At 61.4% G+C, this 25,729-nt stretch carries 22 protein-coding genes; 9 read left to right on the forward strand and 13 right to left on the reverse strand.

What is annotated here, in order from left to right:
* Position 1 precedes the first annotated feature (1 nt).
* Positions 2–1,372 carry a TolC family protein gene (locus NQ492_RS15810; RefSeq protein WP_015546203.1) on the forward strand — a complete coding sequence of 457 codons (1,371 nt, stop codon included), beginning with the start codon at positions 2–4 and terminating at the stop codon, positions 1,370–1,372.
* Positions 1,372–1,953, forward strand: coding sequence for a TetR/AcrR family transcriptional regulator (locus tag NQ492_RS15815; protein ID WP_015546204.1), 582 nt, complete (start codon positions 1,372–1,374; stop codon positions 1,951–1,953). Before NQ492_RS15810 ends, NQ492_RS15815 begins: the two co-directional genes overlap by 1 nt.
* A 279-nt stretch (positions 1,954–2,232) precedes the next feature.
* Here the strand turns inward: NQ492_RS15815 and NQ492_RS15820 are convergent, their stop codons facing one another.
* Both NQ492_RS15820 and NQ492_RS15825 read right to left on the reverse strand, forming a co-directional pair.
* Positions 2,233–2,424, reverse strand: a complete 192-nt coding sequence (locus NQ492_RS15820) for a DUF4842 domain-containing protein (protein ID WP_050794748.1) — start codon at positions 2,422–2,424, stop codon at positions 2,233–2,235.
* Positions 2,421–4,604 carry an LruC domain-containing protein gene (locus NQ492_RS15825; RefSeq protein WP_083810168.1) on the reverse strand — a complete coding sequence of 728 codons (2,184 nt, stop codon included), beginning with the start codon at positions 4,602–4,604 and terminating at the stop codon, positions 2,421–2,423. The genes NQ492_RS15820 and NQ492_RS15825 overlap by 4 nt, the downstream gene beginning before the upstream one ends.
* 376 nt (positions 4,605–4,980) lie before the next feature.
* Here NQ492_RS15825 and NQ492_RS15830 point away from each other — a divergent pair, with 376 nt between their 5' ends.
* The 3 genes from NQ492_RS15830 to NQ492_RS15840 are packed head-to-tail and all read left to right on the forward strand — an operon-like array spanning position 4,981 to position 8,503.
* Positions 4,981–6,267, forward strand: coding sequence for an O-acetylhomoserine aminocarboxypropyltransferase/cysteine synthase family protein (locus tag NQ492_RS15830; protein WP_195635658.1), 1,287 nt, complete (start codon positions 4,981–4,983; stop codon positions 6,265–6,267).
* Positions 6,267–7,280, forward strand: coding sequence for a homoserine O-acetyltransferase family protein (locus tag NQ492_RS15835; RefSeq protein WP_256169591.1), 1,014 nt, complete (start codon positions 6,267–6,269; stop codon positions 7,278–7,280). Before NQ492_RS15830 ends, NQ492_RS15835 begins: the two co-directional genes overlap by 1 nt.
* A 14-nt stretch (positions 7,281–7,294) precedes the next feature.
* Entirely contained in the window at positions 7,295–8,503 is a 1,209-nt protein-coding gene (locus tag NQ492_RS15840) for a homoserine dehydrogenase (protein WP_015546206.1), read from the forward strand.
* A 39-nt stretch (positions 8,504–8,542) separates the two neighbouring features.
* Here NQ492_RS15840 and NQ492_RS15845 read toward each other — a convergent pair whose 3' ends face one another.
* From NQ492_RS15845 to NQ492_RS15860, 4 genes are all read right to left on the reverse strand, one after another.
* Positions 8,543–9,880 (reverse strand): fimbrillin family protein, encoded by a 1,338-nt coding sequence (locus NQ492_RS15845; RefSeq protein WP_015546207.1) that lies wholly within the window; start codon positions 9,878–9,880, stop codon positions 8,543–8,545.
* Between the two features lie 67 nt (positions 9,881–9,947).
* Entirely contained in the window at positions 9,948–11,150 is a 1,203-nt protein-coding gene (locus tag NQ492_RS15850) for an MFS transporter (RefSeq protein ID WP_015546208.1), read from the reverse strand.
* A 99-nt stretch (positions 11,151–11,249) separates the two neighbouring features.
* Positions 11,250–12,683 carry a hypothetical protein gene (locus tag NQ492_RS15855; protein ID WP_044054690.1) on the reverse strand — a complete coding sequence of 478 codons (1,434 nt, stop codon included), beginning with the start codon at positions 12,681–12,683 and terminating at the stop codon, positions 11,250–11,252.
* A 5-nt stretch (positions 12,684–12,688) separates the two neighbouring features.
* Positions 12,689–12,841: a hypothetical protein gene (locus NQ492_RS15860; RefSeq protein ID WP_153811586.1), complete on the reverse strand. Its 153-nt coding sequence runs from the start codon at positions 12,839–12,841 to the stop codon at positions 12,689–12,691.
* A 74-nt stretch (positions 12,842–12,915) separates the two neighbouring features.
* On the opposite strand from NQ492_RS15860, the gene NQ492_RS15865 reads away from it, so the two are divergent.
* A complete protein-coding gene (locus tag NQ492_RS15865) occupies positions 12,916–13,683 on the forward strand; it encodes a CDGSH iron-sulfur domain-containing protein (RefSeq protein WP_015546209.1) in 768 nt (255 codons plus the stop codon).
* A 42-nt stretch (positions 13,684–13,725) separates the two neighbouring features.
* Here NQ492_RS15865 and NQ492_RS15870 read toward each other — a convergent pair whose 3' ends face one another.
* The 7 genes from NQ492_RS15870 to mtaB all read right to left on the reverse strand — a co-directional run bounded on the left by NQ492_RS15870 (position 13,726) and on the right by mtaB (position 22,012).
* Positions 13,726–15,276 (reverse strand): alpha/beta hydrolase-fold protein, encoded by a 1,551-nt coding sequence (locus NQ492_RS15870; RefSeq protein WP_083810170.1) that lies wholly within the window; start codon positions 15,274–15,276, stop codon positions 13,726–13,728.
* A gap of 68 nt (positions 15,277–15,344) precedes the next feature.
* Positions 15,345–16,316 (reverse strand): flotillin-like protein FloA, encoded by a 972-nt coding sequence (floA, locus tag NQ492_RS15875; RefSeq protein WP_022061344.1) that lies wholly within the window; start codon positions 16,314–16,316, stop codon positions 15,345–15,347.
* A gap of 8 nt (positions 16,317–16,324) precedes the next feature.
* Positions 16,325–16,795, reverse strand: a complete 471-nt coding sequence (locus NQ492_RS15880; protein WP_015546211.1) for an NfeD family protein — start codon at positions 16,793–16,795, stop codon at positions 16,325–16,327.
* A gap of 85 nt (positions 16,796–16,880) precedes the next feature.
* Positions 16,881–18,428, reverse strand: coding sequence for a hypothetical protein (locus NQ492_RS15885; RefSeq protein ID WP_015546212.1), 1,548 nt, complete (start codon positions 18,426–18,428; stop codon positions 16,881–16,883).
* Between the two features lie 8 nt (positions 18,429–18,436).
* Complete coding sequence (locus NQ492_RS15890; protein WP_231839861.1) at positions 18,437–19,882, reverse strand: TrkH family potassium uptake protein; 1,446 nt, start codon at positions 19,880–19,882, stop codon at positions 18,437–18,439.
* Between the two features lie 7 nt (positions 19,883–19,889).
* Complete coding sequence (locus NQ492_RS15895) at positions 19,890–20,678, reverse strand: hypothetical protein (RefSeq protein ID WP_138266363.1); 789 nt, start codon at positions 20,676–20,678, stop codon at positions 19,890–19,892.
* A 35-nt stretch (positions 20,679–20,713) separates the two neighbouring features.
* Positions 20,714–22,012, reverse strand: coding sequence for a tRNA (N(6)-L-threonylcarbamoyladenosine(37)-C(2))-methylthiotransferase MtaB (gene mtaB, locus NQ492_RS15900; protein ID WP_044054003.1), 1,299 nt, complete (start codon positions 22,010–22,012; stop codon positions 20,714–20,716).
* A gap of 99 nt (positions 22,013–22,111) precedes the next feature.
* Here mtaB and NQ492_RS15905 point away from each other — a divergent pair, with 99 nt between their 5' ends.
* The 3 genes from NQ492_RS15905 to NQ492_RS15915 all read left to right on the forward strand — a co-directional run bounded on the left by NQ492_RS15905 (position 22,112) and on the right by NQ492_RS15915 (position 25,728).
* Positions 22,112–22,942 carry a metal ABC transporter permease gene (locus tag NQ492_RS15905; RefSeq protein WP_022061339.1) on the forward strand — a complete coding sequence of 277 codons (831 nt, stop codon included), beginning with the start codon at positions 22,112–22,114 and terminating at the stop codon, positions 22,940–22,942.
* An 85-nt stretch (positions 22,943–23,027) separates the two neighbouring features.
* Positions 23,028–24,530, forward strand: a complete 1,503-nt coding sequence (locus NQ492_RS15910; protein ID WP_015546216.1) for an LptF/LptG family permease — start codon at positions 23,028–23,030, stop codon at positions 24,528–24,530.
* Positions 24,505–25,728: a bifunctional 3,4-dihydroxy-2-butanone-4-phosphate synthase/GTP cyclohydrolase II gene (locus NQ492_RS15915; RefSeq protein ID WP_022061338.1), complete on the forward strand. Its 1,224-nt coding sequence runs from the start codon at positions 24,505–24,507 to the stop codon at positions 25,726–25,728. The genes NQ492_RS15910 and NQ492_RS15915 overlap by 26 nt, the downstream gene beginning before the upstream one ends.
* The last annotated feature ends 1 nt before the right edge of the window (position 25,729 follow it).

Consider the following 25,729-nt stretch of genomic DNA (forward strand, 5'->3'; position numbering starts at 1 on the left):
CATGAAAAAGATCCTGATTATATGCGCCGCGGCGGCGCTGACCGGCTGCGGCATCTACAAACCCTATACCCGTCCCGAGGTGACGACCGCAGGGCTGTACGGATCGGCGGAGACCGCCGACACGACCACCCTGGGCGACATTCGCTGGCAGGAAATGTTCACCGATCCCCAGTTGCAGGCGCTTATCGCGCTTGCGCTGGAGAACAACACCGACCTGCTGTCGGCAGGCTGGCGCGTGAAGGAGGCCGAGGCGACACTTAAATCGGCGCGTCTGGCCTACCTGCCGTCGTTCAACTTCGCCCCGCAGGGCAGCTTGAGCAGCTTCGACGGCGGACCGACGGCGAAAACCTATTCGATTCCCGTGACGGCCAGCTGGCAGATCGACATCTTCAACGGACTGACCAACGCCAAGCGCAAGGCCAAGGCGCTCTACGCCCAGAGCAAGGAGTACGAGCAGGCCGTGAAGACGCAGCTGATCTCGGGCGTGGCCAATCTCTACTACACGCTGCTGATGCTCGACAGCCAGTACGAGGTGACGGAGGAGACGGCCGCCAAATGGCGCCAGAGCGTCGAGGCGATGCGCGCCCTGAAAGAGGCGGGCTACGCCAACGAGGCCGGAGTGGCCCAGTACGAGGCCAACACGCTGGCCATCGAGGCATCGCTGCACGACCTGGGCTACCAGCGTACGCAGGCCGAGAACTCGCTCTGCTCGCTGCTGGGAGAGGTTCCGCACACCATCGCACGCGGACGTCTCGAAAACCAGCAGCTGCCCGACGACCTGACGGTCGGCGTACCCCTGCTGATGCTTTCGAACCGTCCCGACGTACGTTCGGCCGAGTATTCGCTCATGCAGTCGTACTACGCCACGGCGAGCGCCCGTTCGGCCCTCTATCCCTCGATCACGCTGAGCGGCACAGTGGGCTGGACCAACAATAGCGGCGCAGGCATCGTCAATCCCGGCAAGCTGATCTGGAACGCCGCAGGATCGCTCCTGCAACCGATCTTCAACGCCAACGCCAACCGTGCCCGCGTGAAGATCGCCAAGGCGCAGCAGGAGGAATCGAAGCTGTCGTTCCAGCAGACGCTGCTCAACGCAGGCGCCGAGGTCAACAACGCCCTCACGCAGTGCCAGTCGGCCCGCGCCAAGGCGGACCTCCGCGAGCGGCAGATCGAAGCGCTGGAGCGCGCCGTGGAGTCGACCGAACTGCTGATGCAGCACGGCTCGACCACCTACCTCGAAGTGCTGACCGCCCAGCAGTCGCTGCTTTCGGCACAGCTGTCGCAGATCGCAGACCGTTTCGACGAAATCCAGGGAACCGTGAACCTCTACCAGGCTCTCGGCGGCGGACGTGACATTACGGAGGAAAAATAATGAAACGGGGAGTGACCAAAGAGGAGATCATCCACGCTACGCAGGAGCTTATCGCCCGAAACGGCATCCGTGCCGTCCGGGTCGATGAGATCGCGCAGACGCTGGGAATCTCGAAACGCACCCTGTACGAAATGTTCACCGACAAGAATGACCTCGTAAGCGCATGCCTCGAGGCCATGAGCCACCAGCAGCGGGAACGCATCGTCGCCTGCCGCAAACGGCGCGGCGGCAATCCGCTGCAAAAGGTGCTCCGGCTGACGAACGAATACATCGACAACCTCTATACGGTAGACCACCGTTTCCTGTCGGACATCAGCCGCAAGATCATCTTCGCGGAGCACTACGACGAGCACCGGGAATTCTGGCGCAAGGAACTGACCGACTACCTCGAAACCTGTCGCCAGGAACAGCTTCTGCTGCCCGAAATCGACGCCCCGGCATTTGCCGAACAGTTGATGAACACGATCCTCGACCTGCGCCTGAACGGCACGGTCCGCGAGGAACTCCGGCTCTTCTGCCGGACGATACTCCGCGGCGCGGGGACCCGGAAGGGCATCGAACTGATCGACCGCAAACCGTGAGTTTCGCAATACGCCTGTAAAAAAGCCCCGCAGCCGAACTGCGGGGCTTTTTTACGCCCGGAAACGACATGGCCGCCGGACGCCCGAGGCCCGCAGACCTCTGCGAAGCGAAGCCGCGGGTTCCCGCGGAGTTTCAAAGCCTGCGGTCCCCGGGCCTGCGGAAGCCCCGCACGGCCCGGCCGTCCTCGATACCCGCGCAGCCCTCGGTCCGCCGGCATCTTCCGGATGCGAAAAAGGCTGCGAATCGTTCGCAGCCTCTTCCCATAACAGGTCGTTTTCTCAATAGATCCTGCCGGCATCGGCGCTCTCCAGATACCACTCCGCGTGCTCCGCGCCGTTGGACGAGGCCCATGCCATGAAGTATTCGTAGACGCCGCGGATGTCGTTCGCCTCGGCAGGGTAGCGGAACTCGCCCGGAATCATCAGCGCCCACATCATGTAGTTGTTCTTGGTCTGGTCGCCCTCCGTCACGAAGAACTTGTAGGGGTCCGAAGGCAGGAACGAACCCTTGCCGATAATCCCCGAGCGGTCGGCGCATAGCCCGGCATGTGAATCTCGCTGGTGCGCTGCTTCGGCGCGATGAAGAAGTTCATCTCCGAATCCAGTACCGAGGCGATGTCCACCGGCTGCGAGAAGGTCACCGTCGTGGTGTGTTTCCGGATTGCGGCGGCGGGCTGTCCCTTCCAGGTGTTCGAGGCACTCAACAACTCCTCCGTTCTGTTGAAGAACGGAATCACGGCACAGGGGCTGTCGGCGTCGAGCCCCCGCGAAGCGAACGCACCGCTGCCGAAGCCCTCGTGCGACGAGACGACGCCGGCCACGTCCGACGTCTGCACCTTGTCCATCTGCACGGCTCCGGCGATGTCGTAGGTGGTCCCCGCAGCACGCAGTTCCCAGTTGATCGTAAGAGCCGAGACCTTGCCGCCGTCCTTCGACGTCATACGGTCGATACGGCTCACGATGACCACGTCGTTCATGTCGTAATCGCCCAGCCACGGCCAGTTGTCCTCGAAGCAATAAGTATAGGTACGTCCGGGAACGTTCGCATACTCGTCGGGTTCCGGCTCCGGATCGGGATTTACGGGGTCCTTTCCGCCGTTGCAACCGTTTTCTGTGATGATCGTCGTCTGCGACGCCGACATCACGGCCCCGTCGGTCAGATAATCCTTCCGGATCGTGTAATCCTCATCCCGGTCGTTGTCATAAACGACCTCGATCGCTCCCGAGAAATAGGTTTCATGCCCTTTGCGGATATACGCCTTCTCCGAAATCAGGACCACGGCCCTTGGATCGGCGTCGCCGGTAAACGTAAAATTGTTCTTGCCGCCCTTTTCGTCGGCGTTGTACTCCTCCATCGTGAAGATCGCGCCTCGGGCCATCGACACGTTCGTATTGTTGAATTCGACCCTTCCGGCATCGAGTCCGGCATTCGCGCTGAAATTGAACTCCGCCCCCTGGGCCTCCAGCTCGTTCACCGAAGTGTGGCAGTTCACCCAGATCGTACCGCGGGCGGTCATCTCTTCGATCGAAGCCCGGCCGCGCTGGTAAATGGCCGTATTGCGCTCCAACTCGCACTCGTCGTTCACGACGAGCAGGGCGTTCTCGCAGTTGTGGAACTCGCCGTCGGAATTGATCTTCAGATCGTCGACCGTAACGGCGCCGTCGTTGTAGATCCGCGCGGAGTTAGAAACCTTCATCTCGTCGGTCACGGTCAGCACGCCCGTCGCCGTGTTGTAGACAGTCAGACCGCTATTCATGTCGAGGCTGCCATCGACCGTCAACGTACCGTTGTTTACGATGCATTTGCCGCTGACATTGGGTTTCCCGACGGACAGCTTGCCATCGGCAAAGACGTAGACCGCAGCCCCGTCGGCGGCGGAAGGCTGAATTTTCAGGGTCCCGATCTTCACCTCGCCGCCCGGCAATACAGCCAGTTTGGCCCGTCCGATGTTGAGCGACGAAAGCGTCAGTTTGCCGGCGACATAGAGGATCGGGGCCTGATAGGGGCTGAACCCGCCGTTGAGATCCAATTTGCCCGCAACCTCCGCCCCGGCAGGGATCAGGTATTCGGGAGCGGCGTAAAAAGCCCAACTGGCTCCCAGCTGGTAGCTCTTGCCGCTCTCGATCGCAGTGATCACGGCTTTGGAATCGAACGACGCCGCATCGGGCGCCTCCATTTTCGGATAATCGGGCATCGAACTCCCGACCCGGGCGTTCGCCGCCAGACGCATCTTCGGCGCAGCGGCAGCCTTCATCGAAGCGCCCGTCACGGCTACCGTGCCGTGCGCCCCGACCATCTTCACCGACTTCGTGCCGTCGGGCAGGGTGGTCTGGACATAGAGGTTTTCGGTCCCGGCGGGCAGCGTGAACGCCGACCGGAAAGGCATAGCGGATTTCGCCACGCCCCGGGCCGCCAGATTCTCCGCCGAAAGGATCGGCGAGGAGTAAATGCGGATCACGGCATAGGGTGGCGTCGTGCCTTCCACGACGGGCGCCGACACCGAAACGGTCACGTTCCGGGTCGTTTTCCAGTCGAAATCGGCGGGAACAGCCCCCGGCACAACCGGACTGTCAGGGCTTCCGCCCAGATCCTTCTGGCAGGAGGAAGCGACAACAGCCACCGCCATCAAAGCCGTGCAAAGTTTTTTCATATCGTAATTCTCTAAAAGTGTGATGCATTCTGTCTTCGCGACAAATATAAGTATAATTTTCTCAACTACAAAATTCCGCTCATTTATATGACAAAAAAGCCCATTTTTTCACGCAAAACAAAATTCCGGCCGAAAAAGAGGATTTCCGAAAAAATTTCCTATATTTGCACCGTAAGAGCAACAGAAGCGAATGACCAGCCCTGCAACATACGACTGTCGGCGCCGCGGAGAACACCGCGGAACGATGATGATGTCCATGTGCATGTGCAACCGTTTTCGCCGGGTGTAGCTCCTTCATGCACTGAAAATGACACAATCCGGCTTCGTAGAGGTCGGATTTTTTTATCGGATTTTTTAACGACAGATATAACATACCATGGATTCAAAAAAGTACCGTTTCGAAACCCTCCAGATTCATGCGGGCCTGCAACCCGACGAACCCACCGGCGCCCGGGGCGTGGCGATCTATCCCACGGCGGCCTATCGGTTCAAAAACTGCGACCACGCCGCAAGGCTCTTCGAGTTGAGCGAAGGCGGCAACATCTATACGCGCCTGCAAAACCCCACCACGACGGCCTACGAACAGCGCATCGCCGCCCTGTACGGGGCTGTGGGGGCGCTCGCCGTCTCGTCGGGCATGTCGGCCATCCTGATCGCCGTGCTTTCGCTGGCGGCTGAAGGGGACAACATCGTCGCCTCGCCGTTCCTCTACGGAGGCACCTACAACCAGTTCCGCACGTCGCTGCGCCGGCTCGGCATCGACTGCCGCATCGCCCCGAGCGAGCGTCCCGAGGATTTCGAGGCGCTGACCGACAGCCGCACCAAGGCGCTCTACGCCGAGAGCATGGGCAATCCCACCTGCGCAGTCCCCGACCTGGAGGCGCTGGGCGAACTGGCCCGGCGGCGCGACATTCCGTTCATCGTCGACAACACGTTCGGCGCGGCGGGCTACCTCTGCAACCCGTTCGAGTGGGGCGCAAACATCGTCGTGGACTCCGCGACGAAGTGGATCAACGGCCACGGAACGGCCATGGGCGGCGTGATCGTCGACGGCGGCAACTACAACTGGGCGAACGGCAAATTCCCGCAGATCGACGGACCTTCGGAAGGGTATCACGGGCTGAATTTACACGAGGCGTTCGGTCCGGCGGCCTTCATCGTCAAATGCCGCGTCGACGGGCTGCGCGACCTGGGATGCTGCCCCTCGCCGTTCGACTCCTACCTGATGATGATCGGGCTGGAGACCCTCTCGCTGCGCGTGAAGCATCAGGTGGAATCCACCTGGAAACTGGCCGAATACTGCCGCAGCCACCCGAAGGTCGAGCGGGTCAGCTTCGTGGGATTCGACACGCACCCGAGCCATGAAAACGCTCGCAAATACTACCGCTACGGCTCGTCGGCGGTCTTCACCGTCGAACTCAAGGGCACGCTCGAAAGCACCGTGCGCTTCGTCGAATCGCTCCGCCTGGCAGCCAACATGACCATGATCGGCGACTCGATCACCGTCGTGACCCATCCGGCGTCGACGACCCACAAACAGTTGAGCGACGCCGACCTTGCGGCGGCAGGCGTCACGCCCACGCTGCTGCGCATCTCGCTGGGACTGGAAAACGCCGACGACCTCATCGAGGATTTCGAACAGGCTTTCGCACAAATCGGATAATGGAACCGCAGATTTACATAGCTCCCGGACCGTTCGAACTCGAAACGGGCCACACGCTGCCCGAACTGCGGATCGCCTACCACACCTACGGCACGCTGAACGCCGCCAAGGACAACGTGGCATGGGTGTGCCACGCGCTGACGGCCAATTCGGACGTCGCCGACTGGTGGCCCCACACGGTCGAGGCAGGACGGTTCCTCGACCCCGCGCGCCATTTCGTCGTCTGCGCCAACATCATCGGCTCGCACTACGGCACGACGGGGCCGCTGCACGTGAATCCCGCCACGGGGCGGCCCTGGTACAAGGATTTTCCGCCCTTCACGATCCGCGACATCGTGCGGGCGCACCGGCTGCTGGCCGACGCGCTCGGCATCGGGCGCATCGGGACGCTGGTGGGCAGCTCGGTCGGAGGTTTTCAGGCCATCGAGTGGGCCGTTTCGGAACCGGAGCGGATCGAACGGCTCGTGCTGATCGCCACCGCGGCCAAGGCTTCGCCCTGGGCCATCGCCATCGACGAAACGCAGCGCATGGCCATCGAGGCCGACACGACTTTCGGCCAGCCGCGCGACGACGCCGGGATGAAAGGACTGGCGGCGGCCCGGGCCATCGGCCTGCTGAGCTACCGCGGTCCCGAAGGCTACAACCTCACCCAGCAGGACCGCGAGGAGCGCCCCGCCGTGCACCGGGCGTGCACCTACCAGCAATACCAGGGCGAAAAACTCCGCCGCCGTTACAACGCCTACTCCTATTACGCGATCCTCGACGCCTTCGACACGCACGACGCGGGCCGCGGGCGGGGCGGACTGGAGCAGGCGCTCCGCAGCATCACGGCCCGGACGCTGGTGGTCGGCATCACGACCGACATCATCTTCACGCCCGCCGAGATGCGCAGCCTGCACGCCATGATCCCCGGCAGCGCGTACCACGAAATCGACTCGCCGTTCGGCCACGACGGATTCCTCGTCGAACACGAACAGTTGAACGACATACTGCTGCCTTTTATGAACAATTAAAAACCGGATACCCCATGACCAAAATCAAAATCGGACTGTTCGGATTCGGCGTCGTCGGACAGGGCATCTACGAAGTGGTGCGCAAATCGAAGAACGCCCACGCCGAAATCGTGAAAATCTGCGTCCGCGACCCCAAAAAGCCGCGCAAGATCGAAGTCGACCCTTCGCTGTTCACCACCTCGGTCGACGACATCCTCGACAACCAGAACATCAACCTCGTGGTGGAGGTCATCGACGATGCCGATGCCGCCTACAACATCGTCAAACGGGCCATGCTGCGCGGCATCCCGGTCGTGTCGGGCAGCAAGACGATGCTCGCCAAACACCTTCCCGAGCTGATCGAGATTCAGAAAACCCGCAACGTGGCGCTGCTCTACGACGCTTCGTCGTGCGGCTCGATCCCCGTGATCCGCAACCTCGAAGAGTACTACGACAACGACCTGCTGCTGGAGGTCAAGGGCATTCTGAACGGCTCGTCGAACTACATCCTCTCGCGCGTCTTCGACCACAAGGACTCCTACGCCAACGCCCTCGCGCAGGCGCAGGCGCTGGGCTTCGCCGAAAGCGATCCCTCGTTCGACATCGAGGGCTACGACTCGCTGTTCAAGCTGGTGATCATCACCGTGCATGCGCTGGGAACCTACGTCGCCCCGGAGCGCATCTTCACCTACGGCATCTCGACGATCCACGATTCGGACATTCAGTACGCCCGTGAGAAAAACGTGAAGATCAAGCTGGTGGCGCAGGTCGTCAAGGTGAGCGACGAACATTTCACGATGTTCGTCATGCCGGAGTTCGTGACGCCTGCCAAGTACATTTACAGCGTCGACGACGAGTACAACGGCGTGGTGATCCGCGGCGAATGCTACGACCGGCAGTTCATGTTCGGCAAGGGCGCGGGCAGCCTGCCCACGGCGTCGTCGATCCTGAGCGACATCATGGCGCGGCTGAACAACTACCGCTACGAGTACAAGAAGATGAACTACATCGAGAAACCCGACTACACGACCGACATCACGCTGAAAATCTACGCCCGCTACAAGGAGACCGACGTGCAGGGCATTCTGAACTTCTCGAAGATTCACGAACAGTTCATCAGCGAGGAGAGCAACTACGTGATCGGCGAGATTCCGCTGCGCGAACTGCTCGAAAAAAGATCGCAGCTTTCGGGCAGGGACGTCTTCCTGGCGAACATCCCGATCTTCTTCCTGAACCGCGATTAAACAGAAAAAGGTCCCTTGACAAGGGACCTTTTTCATTGTCTACCGCACGGCGTCGTCTTTCACGCAGCGGACCGACAGGCCGTATCCGAGCGGAACCTCGCCGGTCACCGGATCGGTCGTGGTGCTGTAAACCAGGCAGCCGCTCCGCTCGGCCGTGGCCTCGCAGCTTATCAGATAACCTTTGTCGGCGTCTCCGTACCTGTTCGACGTGCCGTTCACGATCCAGTATCCGGCGCACCTGAAAAATCCGGCCGCAGGCCCGGCGGCAAGGAGCGCTTCGAGTTCGGCCAATGCGGGAACGTGCCAGCCCTCGGGACAAATGCCCCGCAGCGGAGTCCCGGACCGGACCGTGGCGCCGCCCGTCACCGTCTTATAATCGTACAGCAGCCCTTTTTCCGCCACCGCGGAAAGCCCCTCCTCGGGATACCATACGCCATCGCCGATCTCCGTACCCGCAGGCTGGTAGCGCAGGTTCTCGGCCATCCATACCTGTCCGCCGATCTTCGCCGTGCGGTAGGTATCGCCGCCGTATTCCAGTTCGGAAGCCTCCCCGCCGTCGCCCTCGTCAAGCGAACCGCCGTCTTCCCAGTCGCTGACCTCGCCGCTCAGCTTCAGCTCGATGTCGATGTTGGTGACGAGCACCGACATGTCGTACCTTCGGCCGCTTTCGAGCGTCGCCGAAGAGAGGGTCTTGCTGCGGCTCTTGCCGTCGCGCGTGGAGACCGTGACGGTCAGCGCCCCCTGCTGCGGCACGAGAATCGCACGGTAGGAGGCGTCGGGCGTCACTTCGAAGGTTTCGATTTCAGCGGCCGCCGCGCCGGCTTTCGCCGAAGCCGTCGGCACGGAGAGATCCACCGAGGCCGTCGGGACGAATCCGCCCACGGCGACGCCCGAAACCGCAGCATCGGAATTGTTGGTAATGACGATGGTCAGCTGTGACATCAGGTGATAGAACAGCATCCCGACGGGCGCGCCCGTGGGCGTCACGTTCTTCGCCACGGCCCCCAGCAGGTCCGAGGAGGCGCAGCCCGCACTCTGATCCCGCGCCACGGAGAACTCGTCGGGAACGCCCGACGCCGAATAGGGGAAATAGGCCGTGAGCGTCGAGGTTTCGTTCAGGTCGTTGTACCACAGCAGGCCGGAAGCCGTGAAGGCCGAGCCGTCGTAGGTCATCTGGTGGTTCCGGACGTAATCCGAGCCGTTCTTCGTGACGGTCAGACCGATACAGTCGCCCGTATCGAAATGAAGCCCCGTGACGCGGGTTTTGATCGACGGCGTGATCCGGATGCCGGGAACCGCATCCCGCTTATCGGCACAGCCGGGTGCAGCGGCGAGGCCCGCCGCCAGAAGCGCAAGAAGGAGTTGTCTTTTCATCATTCAGGTTTATTTTTGCGACTTTTAAGCACAAAAATAAACCTTTTTATGTTATTCACAAGACCTCCGGTCAGTTTTTGTAATACGATTCGTCGAGTCCGAGCGTGAAATTCCCGCGCCGGAACCAGGTGACGGCGGCCAGCGCGAACACCAGCGCGGCGTTGAAGAAGAACGGGAAACGGTCGCTGTGGGTGTGGAACAGATGGCGGAACATGTCCATGATGAAGGGGCAGATCATCACCGCAAGGTAGTTCATCGCCATGACGAACGACAGCGCGAGCGTCGCCGAGCGGGGCGGAGCGATGGTCGCCGCCTTGTCGTAGATGACGGGCTGGATCACCCCGTAGCCGAAGCCCGTGAGCAACGCCCCGACGACGAGCATCGTCTTGTCACGGAAGATCCCCACGCACAGCAGCCCCGCGCAGACCAGCCCCAGCGACACGAGGTTGACGTTCTGCTTCAGCGCGCGGATGATCCGGTCGATAAACAGCCCGGGAAGCATGATCGCCAGGAAGAACAACGAGATCAGCACACCCGAAAACGAACTGCTGATCTTGTAGTCGTCGACCAGAAACGAGGCGTAGAAGGCGATGGCCAGCACGGCGTAAGTGGCGAAGAAGTAAAAGAGCATCAGTCCGACGAGCTTGCCCCGGTCGATCCGTTTGTGGCGCATCTGGATGCTCTGCTCCGGCTCGGGCGTGGAGCGGCTGCGCCGGAGGAAAAACGACAGCGCGAGCGAGATGCCCGGCAGGGTATAGACCAGGAACGGAAGATGCCAGTTGACCTCGGCCAGGTAACCCGTCACGGCGGTCGCCACGACGAGCGTGAGGTTGTTGATCGCCGAACTGTACCCCAGCTGCCGGACGCGGCTGTCCCCCGTGAAATAGTCGACGATCAGGCCCGTCGAGAGGGGGATGACCATGCCGGCGCCGACACCGAGGATGCAGCTGATGACGATGAGCCACGCCATGCTGCGGGCGAACAGGCAGGCCACGCCGCTCAAAAAGAAAATCGAAAGTCCTACGATCAGGATTTTGAGTTTGTCCCTCCCCTCGGAGAGTTTTCCGGAGAGCAGCACGAAGGGGATGATCAGCAGCGACGGCAGCGAGGTGAGCATCTGGATTTCGAGGTCCGTAACCTTGGGAAACACCTTGTTCAGATCGCCCAGAATAGGGGAGACGGCCAGTCCGGGCAGCGACGCAATGGCCGACACGGACCAGATTGCCAGCAGCACGACGAGCGTAACGGAGCCTTTTCCTGTCTTGATTTTCATAGCCGGGGATTTTAGTACCGCTATCCCCGCAACTGTTATACCAAACGAAAACGGACCGGCATCAAGGCCGGTCCGTCGTTCGGTTTCTTCCGGATGTCCCTATTGCACCCTCACGCAACGCACCGACATGCCGTTGGCACGGGCATAGGGGACGTTGTTTTCGAGGCCTCCGCCGGTGGTCTTCTTCTCGAACCAGAAGTGGAAAGCCGGGGATTTCGTACCCGACAGCGTCCCTGCGGTCCAATAAAGACCCTCCCAAGGCTGCGCCTCCTCGGCCACGCTGCGCACGGTGACGGGGTTGTAAACGTTCAGAATCGTGCTGTTGTCGTAACGGCGGCGTCCTGCGCCGATAAACAGCGACGAGGTTCCCCGCTCCGGATCGGTCAGGCCCCAGCCGTATTTGTCGGCATCCGCCGCCGTGGGGGCTCCCACAAGTTTCAAACCGTCGAACACGGCCGACGGAGCCACCCGCCAGCCATAGGGGCAGGGGTCGTAGGCGCTCTTTTCCGAAGCGGACCACAAATCGTCGGAATGTGCGCTCCACAACCAGTCGTTCTCCGAACCGGAGACGCCCGTGATGAAGGTCAGCGGGTGCTGCACGGCGTAAGCCACCGTACCCGTCTCGGCGCTCGAAGCGGCCGTCCGCAGGTAGACGCGGCTGCCGCCGCCGTTGTACATGCTGGCCGATGCGCCGTTGGCGGCGTTGTACGAACTCGGGCCGATGAAGGGGTCCTTACGGCCCCACTGATAATAAAGTCCGTACGAGGCGAGGATGTTCTCCACCGACGAGTTGTCGGCGGCCAGCGCCCCGAGGTTGCGGGTCATCATCGAATAGCCGTTGAAATCGACCGCACCGCCCTCGGCTTCGGGATCGTAGTCCGCAGCCCATACGTGCCAGCTCCAGATCAGCGTGCCGCCGGCGTCGTAGGCCCCGATCACGGCGTTGCCCTCCTTGATCTTGTCCCCGTCGTCGCTGTCGGCAGCCACGTAGAACGACGCCTTGCCGTCTTTCAACTCCAGGTATTGGATCAGATTCGACTGGCTCTGCCAGACGACATCGACCGAAGAGGTCGCCAGCCCGGTCAGGTCGCCCTTGTACATGGCGTCGATCAGGTAGTTGGTCTCCTTCTTGTTGATCAGATAACTGTTGGCCGGCTTGCCGCTCAAATCCTCGGAGTCGACCACACCCACGAAAAGCGTCGCCGAAGCCGTCGATCCGCCGTGCACCTTGCCCGTCAGGGTCACCGAACCCGACTTTACGGCATCATTGTCGTCGTCGAACTTCTCGGGAGAGATGACCGTAATGGTGCGGTTCGCCGCGTCGATAACGGGATCGCTCCAGCCCGTGGGTTTGCCCGTTATCGAGAAACTCTCGATGTTGGAGGCCGAAAAACCCACCGTCACTGCGTCGCCCGCATTGAGGAAAACGGCCGGAGAATCGAACGCGATCGTTCCCGATTCCTTGTCCTTGCTGCACGAAGCAAAAAAAACGACGGCCGCAACCGCGCAAACCAACCCTGCAAATCTTTTCATATAGTTCATTCTTTTCTTATTTCAGTTTCAAAATCAACGGCAAAGATAATAAAAAGTCGGACGGGTGCAAAACCGAATTGCGCACGGTTCAACAAAACTTCCCCTCCCGAAAGTGCCGTCACGGCACCAAAGATACCAAAAAGCGGAATAAATGCCACATGCCCGTCCGAATAATTGCATTTGGGAACAATTATTGCCGCCTATTCCCTAACGAATCAGAAACGCATATAGTATGTCGAAATTGAAAATCGAAACGGGAAGTTCTCCCGCCGAGGAGCGCTTCAGCATCACCGTGACCGAAAAAGGCCCCTTCCTGGTCTACGGACGCCCGCCGCTGGCCGAGCAGTTCATCATGCCCAACGAGCAGAACGAAAGCTGGTATTTCCAGGAAGGGCGGCGCTTCTCGACCGAGGCGGAACCTACGGCGCTCTGCCGCTGCGGGGCCTCGAAACGCAAACCTTACTGCGACGGGAGCCACGAAACGGCGGCCTGGGACCCGAGGCTCACCGCACCCGACGAATCGCTGCTCGACAAGGCCGAGACCGTCGAGGGCGGGACCCTCACGATGACCGACAATCCGAAATACTGCGTCTTCGCGCGCTTCTGCCACCCCGGGGGCGACGCGTGGACGCTCACCGAGCGGTCCGCCGATCCCGAAGCACGCCAGCTGGCCATCCGCGAAGCGTCGATGTGCCCCGGCGGACGGCTGACGGCCTGGGACCGAAAAACGGGCAGCCCCTACGAATTCCGGTTCGCCCCGAGTCTCGGGCTGATCGAAGACGTCACCATCGGCAGCAGCGGCGGCCTGTGGATTCGCGGCGGCATTCCCCTGCGGCGCGAAGACGGCCATACCTACGAAATCCGCAACCGCGTGGTCGCATGCCGCTGCGGCCAGTCGGCCAACAAACCCTACTGCGACGGCACGCACGCGGCGATCAAGTGGCGCGACAACCTCGAAGGCGAACCGGTCGGCGAAACGCTGCCCGAGGAGGTCTACTGACCCCGCGCCAAACAAAAGCGAGCCTTCGAAGGCTCGCTTTTGTCATTCCATAACACCGTTCCGGGCCGCGGCGCCGATCCAGCAATCGGCCATCAGTCGCTGACCGGCAGGCGTGGGGTGGATGCCGTCCCACACCCAATAGGTCGCATCGCCGTTCGGCAGCCGCGTTTCCAGATCGGCGATAAGCCGGTGGAAGGGCACGAGCGTCGCACCGTAGTCGGCTGCGATTCGCTCCACGATCACACAGCATTGTGCCAGTATCCGCTGCCGCAGGGGATAATATTCGCCCAATGCGCCTTCAACGATCTTCCCGCAGGGTGCGGCAAAGGGCGTGCACAGTACGATTTTCAACGCAGGATTTGCCTGCCGGGCCTGATCGAGCAGGCCGCGATAGGTCCTTTCCCAGTCGGCAAAATCGAAGTCGGGAACCGTTTTCGGATCGTCGGCGCGCAGCAGTCTGCCAAGGTGACGTTCCGCATCGTTCGTCCCGACAAACACCGACAGCACGTCGGGCCACAGGTCGATCACATCCTCCTGCCAGCGGGCGGCAAGGTCGCCCAACGCATGACCGCCCACGCCGCGGTTGAAGAACCGGTAGTCGCGGTCGGGGAAATAGCCCTGGTAATAGCTGGCGCATAAATACATATACCCGCTGCCGAAAAGGTGGTTGCGATCCCACAGATTGCGCTGCGACGACGGTTTTCCGTTGGCCTTGCCCCAATTACCGTCGGTGATCGAGTCGCCGATATACACCACACGCCGCCCCGAGGCCGTCACGGCCGGCTGGGGCGCATTCCGGGCGAACCAGCGCTGAAAGAAAAGCATCTGGCAGGGGAGCGACGCGGACCAGTAGGCCGCGTTGTGCGCACCGGGACGCACCAGGAAATCGTGCCCCACGCCCTGCCGCATCAGCTGTTCGTGGAGGTTCAGATTCACCTGATAGAAGAAATCCTGATAACCGCAGTCGAAGACGAGCGCCAGCTCGCCGTCCCGGAGCGAAGCGGCCTGACGGATCACCGTATGCGCGTTCCAGCGTTCCGGATTGTCTTTCAGTTCGCCCAACTGTTTCTTCATCTCCCACGAGTCGGGGAAAGGCCGGATGTCCACGCCTCCCGAGGTCGATCCTGCAGCCCCGAAACGGTCTTTGTGGCGCAGCGCTACCCACAGCGCGCCGTGACCGCCCATGCTCAAGCCCGTGACGGCGCGGCCCTCGCGCGAAGGAATCGTCAGGTAGCGGGCGTCGATCCAGTCGGGCAGTTCCTGCGCCACGAAGGTCTCGAACTGCGACGCCGGATCGAGGGGACTGTCCCAATACCAACTGTTCGCGCCGTCGGGGCAGACGACGATCATCCCGCAGGCGTCGGCCAGCGGACGCAGGTCGGTGATGTTCTGCCACGTCGTGTACGAACCGCCGAAACCATGCAGCAGGTAGAGCACGGGCATGCGCCGCCCGACGCCGGCATCGGGAACCACGACCAGCGCCGGAATTTCGCGCTGCATCTTCGCGCTGAAAACCGCCACCGTGTCGATCTGCGCAGCGGAGGCTCCCGCCGCGGCAAAGGCGAAAAACAGAATCAAAAGGCACTTTCTCATAACTGTCTGAATCTTTCACAAAAAAGGGCGCGCACGACGCGCACCCCCTGATAACAAATCCGTCAAAACTATTTCTTTTCGGGTTTGGCAATGGTCTCGCGCATCTGCGTGTCGGCCATGATGTTCTTCATCTTGTAGTAGTCCATGATGCCCAGGTTGCCGTTGCGGAACGCCTCGGCCATGGCCAGCGGCACTTCGGCCTCGGCGAGAATCACCTTGGCGCGGGCGTCCTGCGCCTTGGCCTTGTTCTCCTGTTCGAGCGCCACGGCCATCGCACGCCGCTCCTCGGCTTTCGCCTGGGCGATGTTCTTGTCGGCCTGCGCCTGGTCCATCTGCAACTGGGCGCCGATGTTCTTGCCCACGTCGATGTCGGCGATGTCGATCGAGAGGATTTCGAAGGCCGTTCCGGCGTCGAGGCCCTTTTCGAGCACCACGCGCGAAATGGAGTCGGGATTTTCGAGCACGATCTTATGCGACGCGGCCGAGCCGATCGACGAAACGATGCCCTCGCCGACACGCGCCAGCACGGTCTCCTCGCCGGCGCCGCCGACCAGCTGCTTGATGTTGGCGCGCACCGTGACGCGGGCCTTTGCGATCAGCTGGATGCCGTCCTTGGCCACGGCGGCCACGGGAGGCGTGTTGATCACCTTGGGGTTGACCGACATCTGCACGGCCTCGAACACGTCGCGGCCCGCCAGGTCGATGGCCGTCGCCATCTTGAAATCCAGCATGATGTTGGCCTTCTGGGCCGAAACCAGCGCGTGCACCACGTTCGTGACGTTGCCGCCCGCGAGGTAGTGGGCCTCCAGCTCGTTGGGATTGAGGCTCAGTCCGGCTTTCGTGCTCTCGATCATCGACGAAACGATGGTCGAGGGCGGGACCTTGCGCCAACGCATCAGCACCAGTTGCAGCAGGCTGATACGCACGCCCGACACCAGGGCCGAGAACCACAGTCCCACCGGAATAAAATAGAAGAGGAGCCAGATCGCAAAAAGGCTCACGAAGACGATCAACACGATCATTCCACCCTGAAAATCCATAATTTAGCTTATTTGATTGTTTTTACGATAACGCTGAAATTCTCGAATCCCACGACCTCGACATCTCGCTGCTGGTCGACATAGGCCCCCTGCGACTTGGCTTCGTAGGTGCGGCCTCCGATCTCGACCTTGCCCATCGGGGAGAGGCGCGAGAGGGTCACGCCCCGGTCGCCGACCTGCAACTCCTCGGCCGGAATGACGGGCATCGACGACGACCGGATCTCCTGCTTGAGCGAGAAACGCTGCCAGGTCTTGGCCCGCAGCGAGACGACGGTGGCGATGACCGACAATACGAGAATGACGAGGATGACGACAGTCCCCGTCACGGGACCGAAATCACGGAAGGCGAGGTACACCGAACTGCCGTAGCAGACCAGCGCCAGCACGGCCCCGATCGACACCCCGGGCAGCAGGACCAATTCGGCCACCAGGAACAGCAGGCCGAAAAAAACGAGCAGTACAATATAGAACATCTCCATAAGGCTTGTGGAATATTGCAATAAAGATAGGTAAAAAATTCAGAACCCGGACGAATTCTGCGATAAATTTCATCCGGGTTCCGATTTATTCTGCGATTTCGGCGACTTTTACCTCCAGTGCGGCATCCGTTTGCCGTATCGACTCGGCAAGACGGTCGGCGACGGCCCGGTCGTCGAAAGCCCCCACGACGAAGAGCTGGCTGCCCACGCGCGAAAGTTCGTAGCCTTCGCCCGTTGCGGCGATCACCCCCTTCACTTCGTCCGACAGGGCGTCGGTCCCGGTGATCTCGACGCGGTAGGTGACTTTCGCCGCCTCGGGGTCGAGCGAAAGGTTGCGGGCCGCGCCGTCGGTCCACACCACGATTTCGGGCCGCACGAACCCGCGCTTTTTCAGCAGCGCCTGCGCCGCCTCGGCCTCGGCCAGCGTGGCGAAGCCGCCCGCATAGTAGCACCACTTGCCCTCGTCGTTGATCAGGTAGAAGAGCGGATAGGCGCCCCGGAAAGTCGCGGCGGCGCGCTTGGTGTTGAACGTTCCGAGCAGGATGCGGTAGATCGTGCCGTTGGCATAGACCCGGCACTCGGGAATGGGATTCTGGTAGGAGTACACCGGCTTCGACGAGAAGGCCACGCTGTCGTAGTCGAGGAAGTAACGCTCGGCGACTTCGACCCTCGGCAGGCGGTAGTCGATGGATTCGAGCTGCGCCGCAACGCCGCGCAGCGAATCGCGTGCGGCGTCCAGCGCCAGCACTCCGGCCACGGCGGCCTCGTAGTCGACGACGACCCGTTTGCGCAGGAAATAGTCCGCCACGGCGTCCGAAGCCGTCTCGCCCTGCAAGGCCGACAGCTGGCGCGAAGCCTCCGAAAGCGCCTCCTCCTCGCGGGCGAGCACCTCCTCCTCGCCCATCTTGTCGAGCAGATAGCCGTAGGCGTAGCTCTTGTTGTCGAAAATCGAGTTCCACGTCGCAGCGAGCGAGTCGGCCAGCGCGCGGTTCACGCCCTGCAAGGCGTTGTAACGCTCGAAAACCTCCATCGCCTCGGCCTCGGTCTGCACGGCGGCGTAGGTTTCGGCCAGCTCGGTCAGCGTGCCATGGTTGGCGAAATAGCGATTGACATAGTCCACGGCCCGCATCTCCTGCCGCTGCGCGTCGCGCAGGGCCGCATAATCCTCCGCCGGGAGGTGTTCGCGGAAATAGAGGTTGTCCACCAGATTGCGGACCTTCAGCGAGTCGGGGACCGCCTCCGCAGGGCTTTTTTCAGCAGACGCCGCAGGCTGCTGCGCCGCGCCGTTCAGGCTGGCCAGCACCCACTCCTGCTCGATGGTGTTGATACGGTCGATCAGGCGTCCCTTGGCATTGCGGATTTCGAAAATCCTGCTTTCGAGCTGCAAAATCTCCTGCGAATACTGCTGCCGCTTGCCCGGGTCCTCGCGCAGCTGCCGGCGCATGCGCTCCACGGCGTTGACGATCGAATCCTCGCGTATCTGCAACTGCGCATCCTCGCGGAGCAGCGACATGTACTCGGCGTTTCCCTCCAGCCCCGCAATGCGGGCTTCGACCTCGGGCTGCTGCGCCCGCACTCCGCCGGCGGTTAGGAAAACCGCACCCAGCGCGTATATGAGAATCCTGCGAAACATAGTTTGGGTCACCTCCACCATTTAATGAAAAAAATCTGTATGAGTCCGAAAATCTCCAGACGCCCCAGCAGCATCAGCAGCGAATTGGAAACCTTGAACGCCGCGGGCATCGCCGAGAAGTTATCCATCGAGCCGACCTCCCCGAACCCGGGGCCGACGTTGCCCATCGAGGCCACCGCCCCGGTGAAACTGGTCGTCAGATCGACGCCGAGCATCGTGCCGAAGACCGTGCCGGCGAGTATGAACATCAGGTAGGTGACGATGAAGATCATCACCGCGTGCAGGGCCTCGTTCTCCTGAATGACGCCGTCGAGGCGGATGCGGATGATGGCGTTGGGATGCTGCTGCTGCCGCAGGCGCGTGCGCATCATCTTCCCGGCCAGCACCAGGCGGTTGACCTTGATGCCGCCGGCCGTGGACCCGGCGCAGGCGCAGACGATCGAGCCGAAAATCAGCAGGATGACGGCGAACGAAGTCCACGTGTTGGAGTCGGCCGTAGCGAAACCCGTCGTGGTCACCACCGACACGAACTGGAACATCGCGTAGCGGAACGACGCGGTCAGCGTGGGGTAGATGTCCGCGGCGAAGAGGCTGACGGCGATCAGCACGCCGCCCGCGAGCAGCATCCCGAAGTACCAGCACGTCACCTCCGAGCGGAAGATGTTGCTGCGCTTGCCCGTCACCGTGGCGTAGATCAGCCCGAAATGGACGCCCGCCGTGGCCATCGCGAAGATCAGGATCGTGTCGATCGCCGGACTGTTGAAATAGGCGATGCTGGCGTTCTTGGTCGAGAATCCGCTCGTGGCGCAAGCCGACATGGCATGGCACAGGGCGTCGAACCAGTTCATGCCCGCCATCTTGAGCAGCACGGTCGACAGCACGGTAAGCCCCACATAGACCACCAGCAGGATCTGCACGATGATCTGCGAACGGTAGCGGTAGTTGTCCTTGGCCATCGTCGAAAGCTCCACGTTGGAGAGCATCATCTTGCTGCGCCCCATCGACGGCAGGACCACCAGCGCGAACATCACCACGCCCATACCGCCAATCCACGTCGACGACATGCGCCAGAACTGCAATCCGCGGGGCAGGGCTTCGACATCGTTCAGGATCGTCGATCCGGTGGTCGTGAGGCCCGAGACGCTCTCGAACCAGGCGTTGACCAGCGAGAACTCCCCGCCCCAGATCAGGTAGGGGAACATCGACACGACGCAGGCCACGAGCCACGCCCCGACGACGATGCAGAACCCCTCCTTGTTGGTGATCTGCTCGCGCTTGCCCACGAAGATCAGCGGAAAGGCGCCCAGCAGGGCCGTGAGCAGCGAGGAGAGCAGCAGGGGATAGAACGCCGAATCCATGCCGCTCAGGTAGGAGATTCCCGCCGACAGCAGCATGAACATCGCAATGAAGAGCATCACGACCCCGATATACCGTAAAACCACGTCTACCCGCATCGCCGCATCAGGATTTGGTCTGTTTGGAAATGTTGATCAGCGACTCGATTTTCTCCTTGAGTTCGAGCACCTCGTCCTTGAGGTCGCCCTTCACGGCGAAGGGCACTCGGAACGAGAGCCAGTCGCCCAGCCCCTTGTTCATCCGCTCGATGGGCGTCACGCAGTAGATCGACATGAAGTAAAAGAGCATCAGCACGATGGCGATCATCACGGCCAGCGAGATCAGCACGGGCGTCACGGCGCGGTAGGCGTTTTTCTTCATCTGCTCGGCGCGCGGAACCAGCGAACTCTGCGTCGAGGTCATATAACTCTTGATGGCGGCCGTAAGACGGCCGTAAAGGGCCTGGTACTCTTCGCTGTACCACCTGCCGCCCAGCGAATCGGGCCGCAGGGCCGCCGGCGAGTCGGCACGGGCGGCGCCCCCGAAGGCGAGGTAGTTGTCCGTCACGAGGCGCAGCTCGGTCGTGGCGAAGGCCAGCGAGTCGAGGAACGACTTCTCAAGCGCCTCGCTCTGGGCCACGAGCAGCGTGTTTTCGAGCCGCTCCATGCTCTTGCGGCAAAGGCTGTCGCACGACCTGTCGCCGAAAACCGAAAGGCGGATCAACGCGATGTTCTGCTCGTGCGCAGCATCGAGCATCTCCTTGGCCAGCTCGATATTCCGTTTGTTGGCCTTGAGAATCTCGCCCGTATCCCGGCTCAGGTGGCTCAATTCGAGAAACGAGACCATACCCGAAAAAAACAGCAGGCAGACGATGCTCAAAAAACCGACCGTCACCCGTTTGCGCAAACCCGTCATAGCGTTTTAAATTTCCATTCCTGCAAATATAGTGATTAATCCAGAATTTCCCCCAACAAATCGTGAGTTTCGTCCATCGCGCCGAGTTTCACGCGGCAGACGGCATTGACCTTCGAACGGTCGTAGGGGACTTTCACCCGGCGGTAGCTGCCCGTGAAGCCGAACATCATGCCGTCGCGGCGCGTGCTTTCGAAGAGCACCGTATCCTCCGTGCCTTCGGCCCGGGCGCAGAACACGCCGTGCAGGCGTTCGCAGAGGCCCTCCAGTTCGGCGACGCGCTGCGTGGCGACCGACGGAGGCACCTTGCCGGGCAGGTCGACGGCCGGCGTCCCGGGACGCTCCGAGAAGGGAAAGATATGCAGGAAAGCGGGTTCGAGTCCCGCCAGAAAATCGTACATCGTGCGGAAATCGGCCTCCGTCTCGCCCGGGAACCCGACGATCACGTCGATGCCGATGAAGGCGTCGGGCATCAGCCGTCTCACGGCCGCGATCCGCTCGGCGAAGCGCGCCGTGGTGTAGCGGCGGCGCATCAGGCCCAGAATCCGGTCCGAACCGCTCTGGAGCGGAATGTGGAAATGGTGCATGAATTTAGGCGACGCGGCGCAAAATGCGATGATTTCGTCGGTCAGCAAGTTCGGCTCGATCGACGAAATGCGGTAGCGTTCGATCCCTTCGACCTCGTTGAGCGCCCGCAGCAGGTCGATGAACCGCTCTCCCGTCGTGCGGCCGAAATCCCCCGTGTTGACGCCCGTCAGGACGATCTCCTTCTGCCCCCCGGCAGCGATCTGCCGCGCCTCGGCCACGAGGTCGGCGACGGGCATGTTGCGGCTCGAACCGCGGGCGTAGTGGATCGTGCAGTAGGAACAGCAGTAGTCGCACCCGTCCTGCACCTTGAGGAAGGCGCGCGTGCGGTCGCCGCTCGAAAAGGCCGCGAAGAACGACGTGAGCGAATCGGTTTCGCAGCTGTACACCTGCGCCCGGCCCTTGCCCGACAGTTCAACCACTCGTTTAAATAACGCCCCCTTATCGTTGTTGCTCAACACAATGTCCACACCCTCTATCGCGGCAATCTCCTGCGGCTTGAGCTGCGCGTAGCATCCCGTCACGGCGATGATCGCCTCAGGGTTGCGGCGGTGGAGTTTGCGGATCAGGTTGCGGCATTTCTTGTCGGCGTGCTCCGTGACGGAACAGCTGTTGATGACGCAAATATCGGCTTCGGCCGTGGGCGCGACGCGCACGAAACCGCCGCGCTCGAACTCGCGGGCGAGGGTCGAGGACTCCGAAAAATTGAGCTTGCAGCCCAAGGTATGAAAATTGACTCTGCGAGGTTGCATGGATTCGTGTTTTTCCGGCACGAAATTACGAAAACTGCGCGAAAGGAGGAGGCTTTTCCGATAAAAAAGCGTAAATTTGCGCGCAATTATAAGGAATACATGGGATTTTTCAGCGACCTGATCCAATACGGCTACCTTTCGAACGCGCTCGCGGCGTGCGTGCTGTCGGGCATAACGTGCGGAGTGATCGGAACCTACGTCGTCTGCCGCCGCATGGTGTTCCTCGCGGGCGGCATCACCCATGCCTCGTTCGGCGGACTGGGCATCGCCTTCTGGATGGGCGCCAACCCGATCGCCGGGGCGATGATCTTCGCCGTGCTCTCGGCGCTGGGCATCGAATGGGCCGGCAGCCGGGGACGCATCCGCGAGGATTCGGCCATCGGCATCATCTGGTCCGTCGGCATGGCCGTCGGCGCGCTCTTTATGAGCCTCCGCCCGGGCTACACCTCGGGCGATCTGTCGGCCTACCTCTTCGGCAGCATCGTGACCGTGACCGACAGCGACGTCGCGGCCCTCGCCGCGCTGACGGCGGTGATCATCGCCGGGGCGCTGCTGTGGCTCCGCCCGGTGATGTACACGGCTTTCGACCGCGACTTCGCCCGCAGCCGGGGCATCCCCACGCGCGTGATCTCCTATCTGATGGCCGCGCTGGTGGCGGTGACCATCGTGCTCTCGATCCGCATCATGGGCATCGTGCTGCTGATCTCGCTCGTGACGATGCCCGTGGTGATCGTCAACTCGCTCTCGCGGTCGTACCGCACCATCGCCCTCGCCGCACCCCTCGTGGCTGTGGCGGGCAACGTCGCAGGGCTTGTCGTCAGCTACAATTTCGAGGTTCCGCCCGGCGCCGCCATAATATTTACCCTCACTCTTACGCTTATAATGGTAAAACTGTTATCTTTACGACAAAAAAGGCTGCCGTTTGGATAGGCTGCGACCCGGAAGTGCTCAAATAAATTTGGCACTCCTCTCGCCTTGCACTATCTTTGCGTAACAAAAAACTGCGATCCGCCGCATGAAAACCATTCACAGACTCGTTCTGAAGTCCTACCTCGGCCCGATGGTCCTCACGTTCTTCATCGTCATGTTCGTGCTGATGATGAACATCGTGTGGCGCTACATCGACGAGCTGGTGGGCAAGGGATTGAGCGCCGGCATCATCATCGAGCTGATGACCTATTTCATGGCCAACATGATCCCGATGGGGCTGCCGCTCTCGATGCTGCTGGCGGCGATTATGACCATGGGCAACCTGGGTGAGAACTACGAACTGCTGGCCATGAAATCGGCGGGCATGTCGCTCGTGCAGATCACCAAGCCGCTGATCATTCTGGTGAGCCTGGTCTCCGTCGGCAGTTTCTTCATCGGCAACAACCTCGTGCCGAACGCCAACAAGAAGCTATTCAGCACGCTCTACGACATCCGGCAGCAGAAACAGGCCCTCGAATTCCAGGACGGGCTCTTCTTCAACGGCATCGACAACATGTCGATCCGCGTGAGCCACCAGGAACCCGACACGCACCTGCTGCACGACGTGCTGATCTACGACAACCGCGCCGCCAACGGCAACATGAACACCATCGTGGCCGACTCGGGCTATATCCGCCTGTCGGACGACAAGAAATACCTGCTGGTGACGCTCTTCCACGGCGAGACCTACGAACAGACCCGCAACAGCCAGTGGTTCACGAAAAGCGCCCTGCGCCACCACACCTTCGACCTGCAAAAACAGGTGATCCCCATGTCGGGATTCGCCATGGGACGCACCGACGCCGACCTGTTCACGAGCAGCCAGACCAAGAACATCAGCGAATTGCAGCACGACATCGACTCGCTGGAGATCAAGGTCAACGCCGCCACGACGAGTTCCTACGAACCGCTGCTGAAAGAGCAGATTTTCGCCCGCGACAACACCGTGCTGCCGCTGCCCGACAGCCTGCAGGTGGACAAACGGGACTTCCGCGACCTGCTGGCGACGGATTCGGTCATCATGCTGCCCACGCGCGAACGCGAACGTGTCTGGAACCAGGCGCGGACGCTGGCCAAAAACTCGCGCAACATGTTCGCATTCGACGAATCGACGGCCAAGGAGGCGCTCAACCAGCTCTACCGATCGAAGGTCGAGTGGCACAAGAAAATGTCGCTTCCGGTGTCGATCCTGATCTTCTTCCTGATCGGCGCGCCGCTGGGCGCCATCATCCGCAAGGGCGGCCTGGGGCTTCCGGTGGTGGTGTCGGTGATCTTCTTCGTGATCTACTACATGATCAGCCTCTCGGGCGAAAAACTGGCCAAGGAGGGTAACTGGGAGGCCGTCTACGGCATGTGGCTCTCGACCTTCATCCTCACGCCGATAGCCATATACCTCACCTACAAGGCCACCAACGACTCGGCGCTGCTCGACACGGACTGGTACGCCGGAAAGTTCAAGGCGCTGAAAGAGAAACTGGTTCCGCAATTCAAGAAACTGACGAAAGCAATAAAACTCAAACGAAATGGCAAAAGAGACTGTGCTCAATAGCGTGGAGGAGGTCATCGAGGACTTCCGCATCGGCAAACCCGTTATCGTCGTGGACGACGAGGACCGCGAGAACGAAGGCGACTTCATCGTCGCGGCGGAGAAGATCACGCCCGAAATCGTGAACTTCATGCTCAAGGAGGGCCGCGGCGTGCTGTGCGCCCCGCTGTCGGAGAAACGCTGCGACGAACTGGGGCTCAACATGATGGAGGAGAACAACACCTCACTGCTGGGCACGCCCTTCACCGTGACGGTCGACCTGCTGGGCAACGACTGCACCACGGGCGTCTCGATCCACGACCGCGCCGCGACGATCCGCGCGCTGGCCGACCCCGAAACGAAACCCACCGACCTGGGCCGCCCGGGACATATCAATCCCCTGCGCGCGCGCGACAAGGGCGTGCTGCGCCGTCCGGGACACACCGAGGCGGCCATCGACCTGGCCCGCCTGGCCGGATTGCAGCCCGCCGGCGCGCTGATCGAGATTATGAACGAGGACGGCACGATGGCCCGCCTGCCGCAACTGCTGGAGACCGCAAAAAAATTCGACCTGAAAATCATCTCGATCGCCTCGCTGATCGCCTACCGCCTCCGCGAGGAGTCGATCATCGAAAAGGGCGTGACGGTGCCCCTGCCCACGGAGTGGGGCGAATTCCAGATCACGCCGTTCCGCCAGAAATCCAACGGCGTGGAGCATGTGGCCCTGACGAAAGGGGAGTGGACCGAAGACGAACCGGTGCTGGTGCGCGTGCATTCGTCGTGCGCCACGGGCGACATCTTCGGCTCGTACCGCTGCGACTGCGGCGAGCAGCTCCACAAGGCGATGGAGATGATCGACCGCGAAGGCCGGGGCGCCGTCGTCTACCTCAATCAGGAGGGGCGCGGCATCGGGCTGTGCAACAAAATCCACGCCTACAAATTGCAGGACGAGGGTCTCGACACGGTGGACGCCAACCTCAAACTGGGCTTCAAGGCCGACGAACGCGACTACGGCGTGGGCGCCAGCATCATCCGCGAGCTGGGCATCCGCCACATGCGCCTGATGACCAACAACCCGCTCAAACGGGCCGGGCTGGAGGGTTACGGGCTTTGCATCGACGAGATCGTGCCCATCGTCATCGCCCCGAACCCCTACAACGCACACTATCTGGAGACCAAGCAGGAGCGCATGCACCACACGCTGGGACTGGAAAAGAGATAAC

It is taken from the genome of Alistipes shahii WAL 8301 (genome assembly GCF_025145845.1).
Classification (GTDB): Bacteria; Bacteroidota; Bacteroidia; order Bacteroidales; family Rikenellaceae; genus Alistipes; species Alistipes shahii.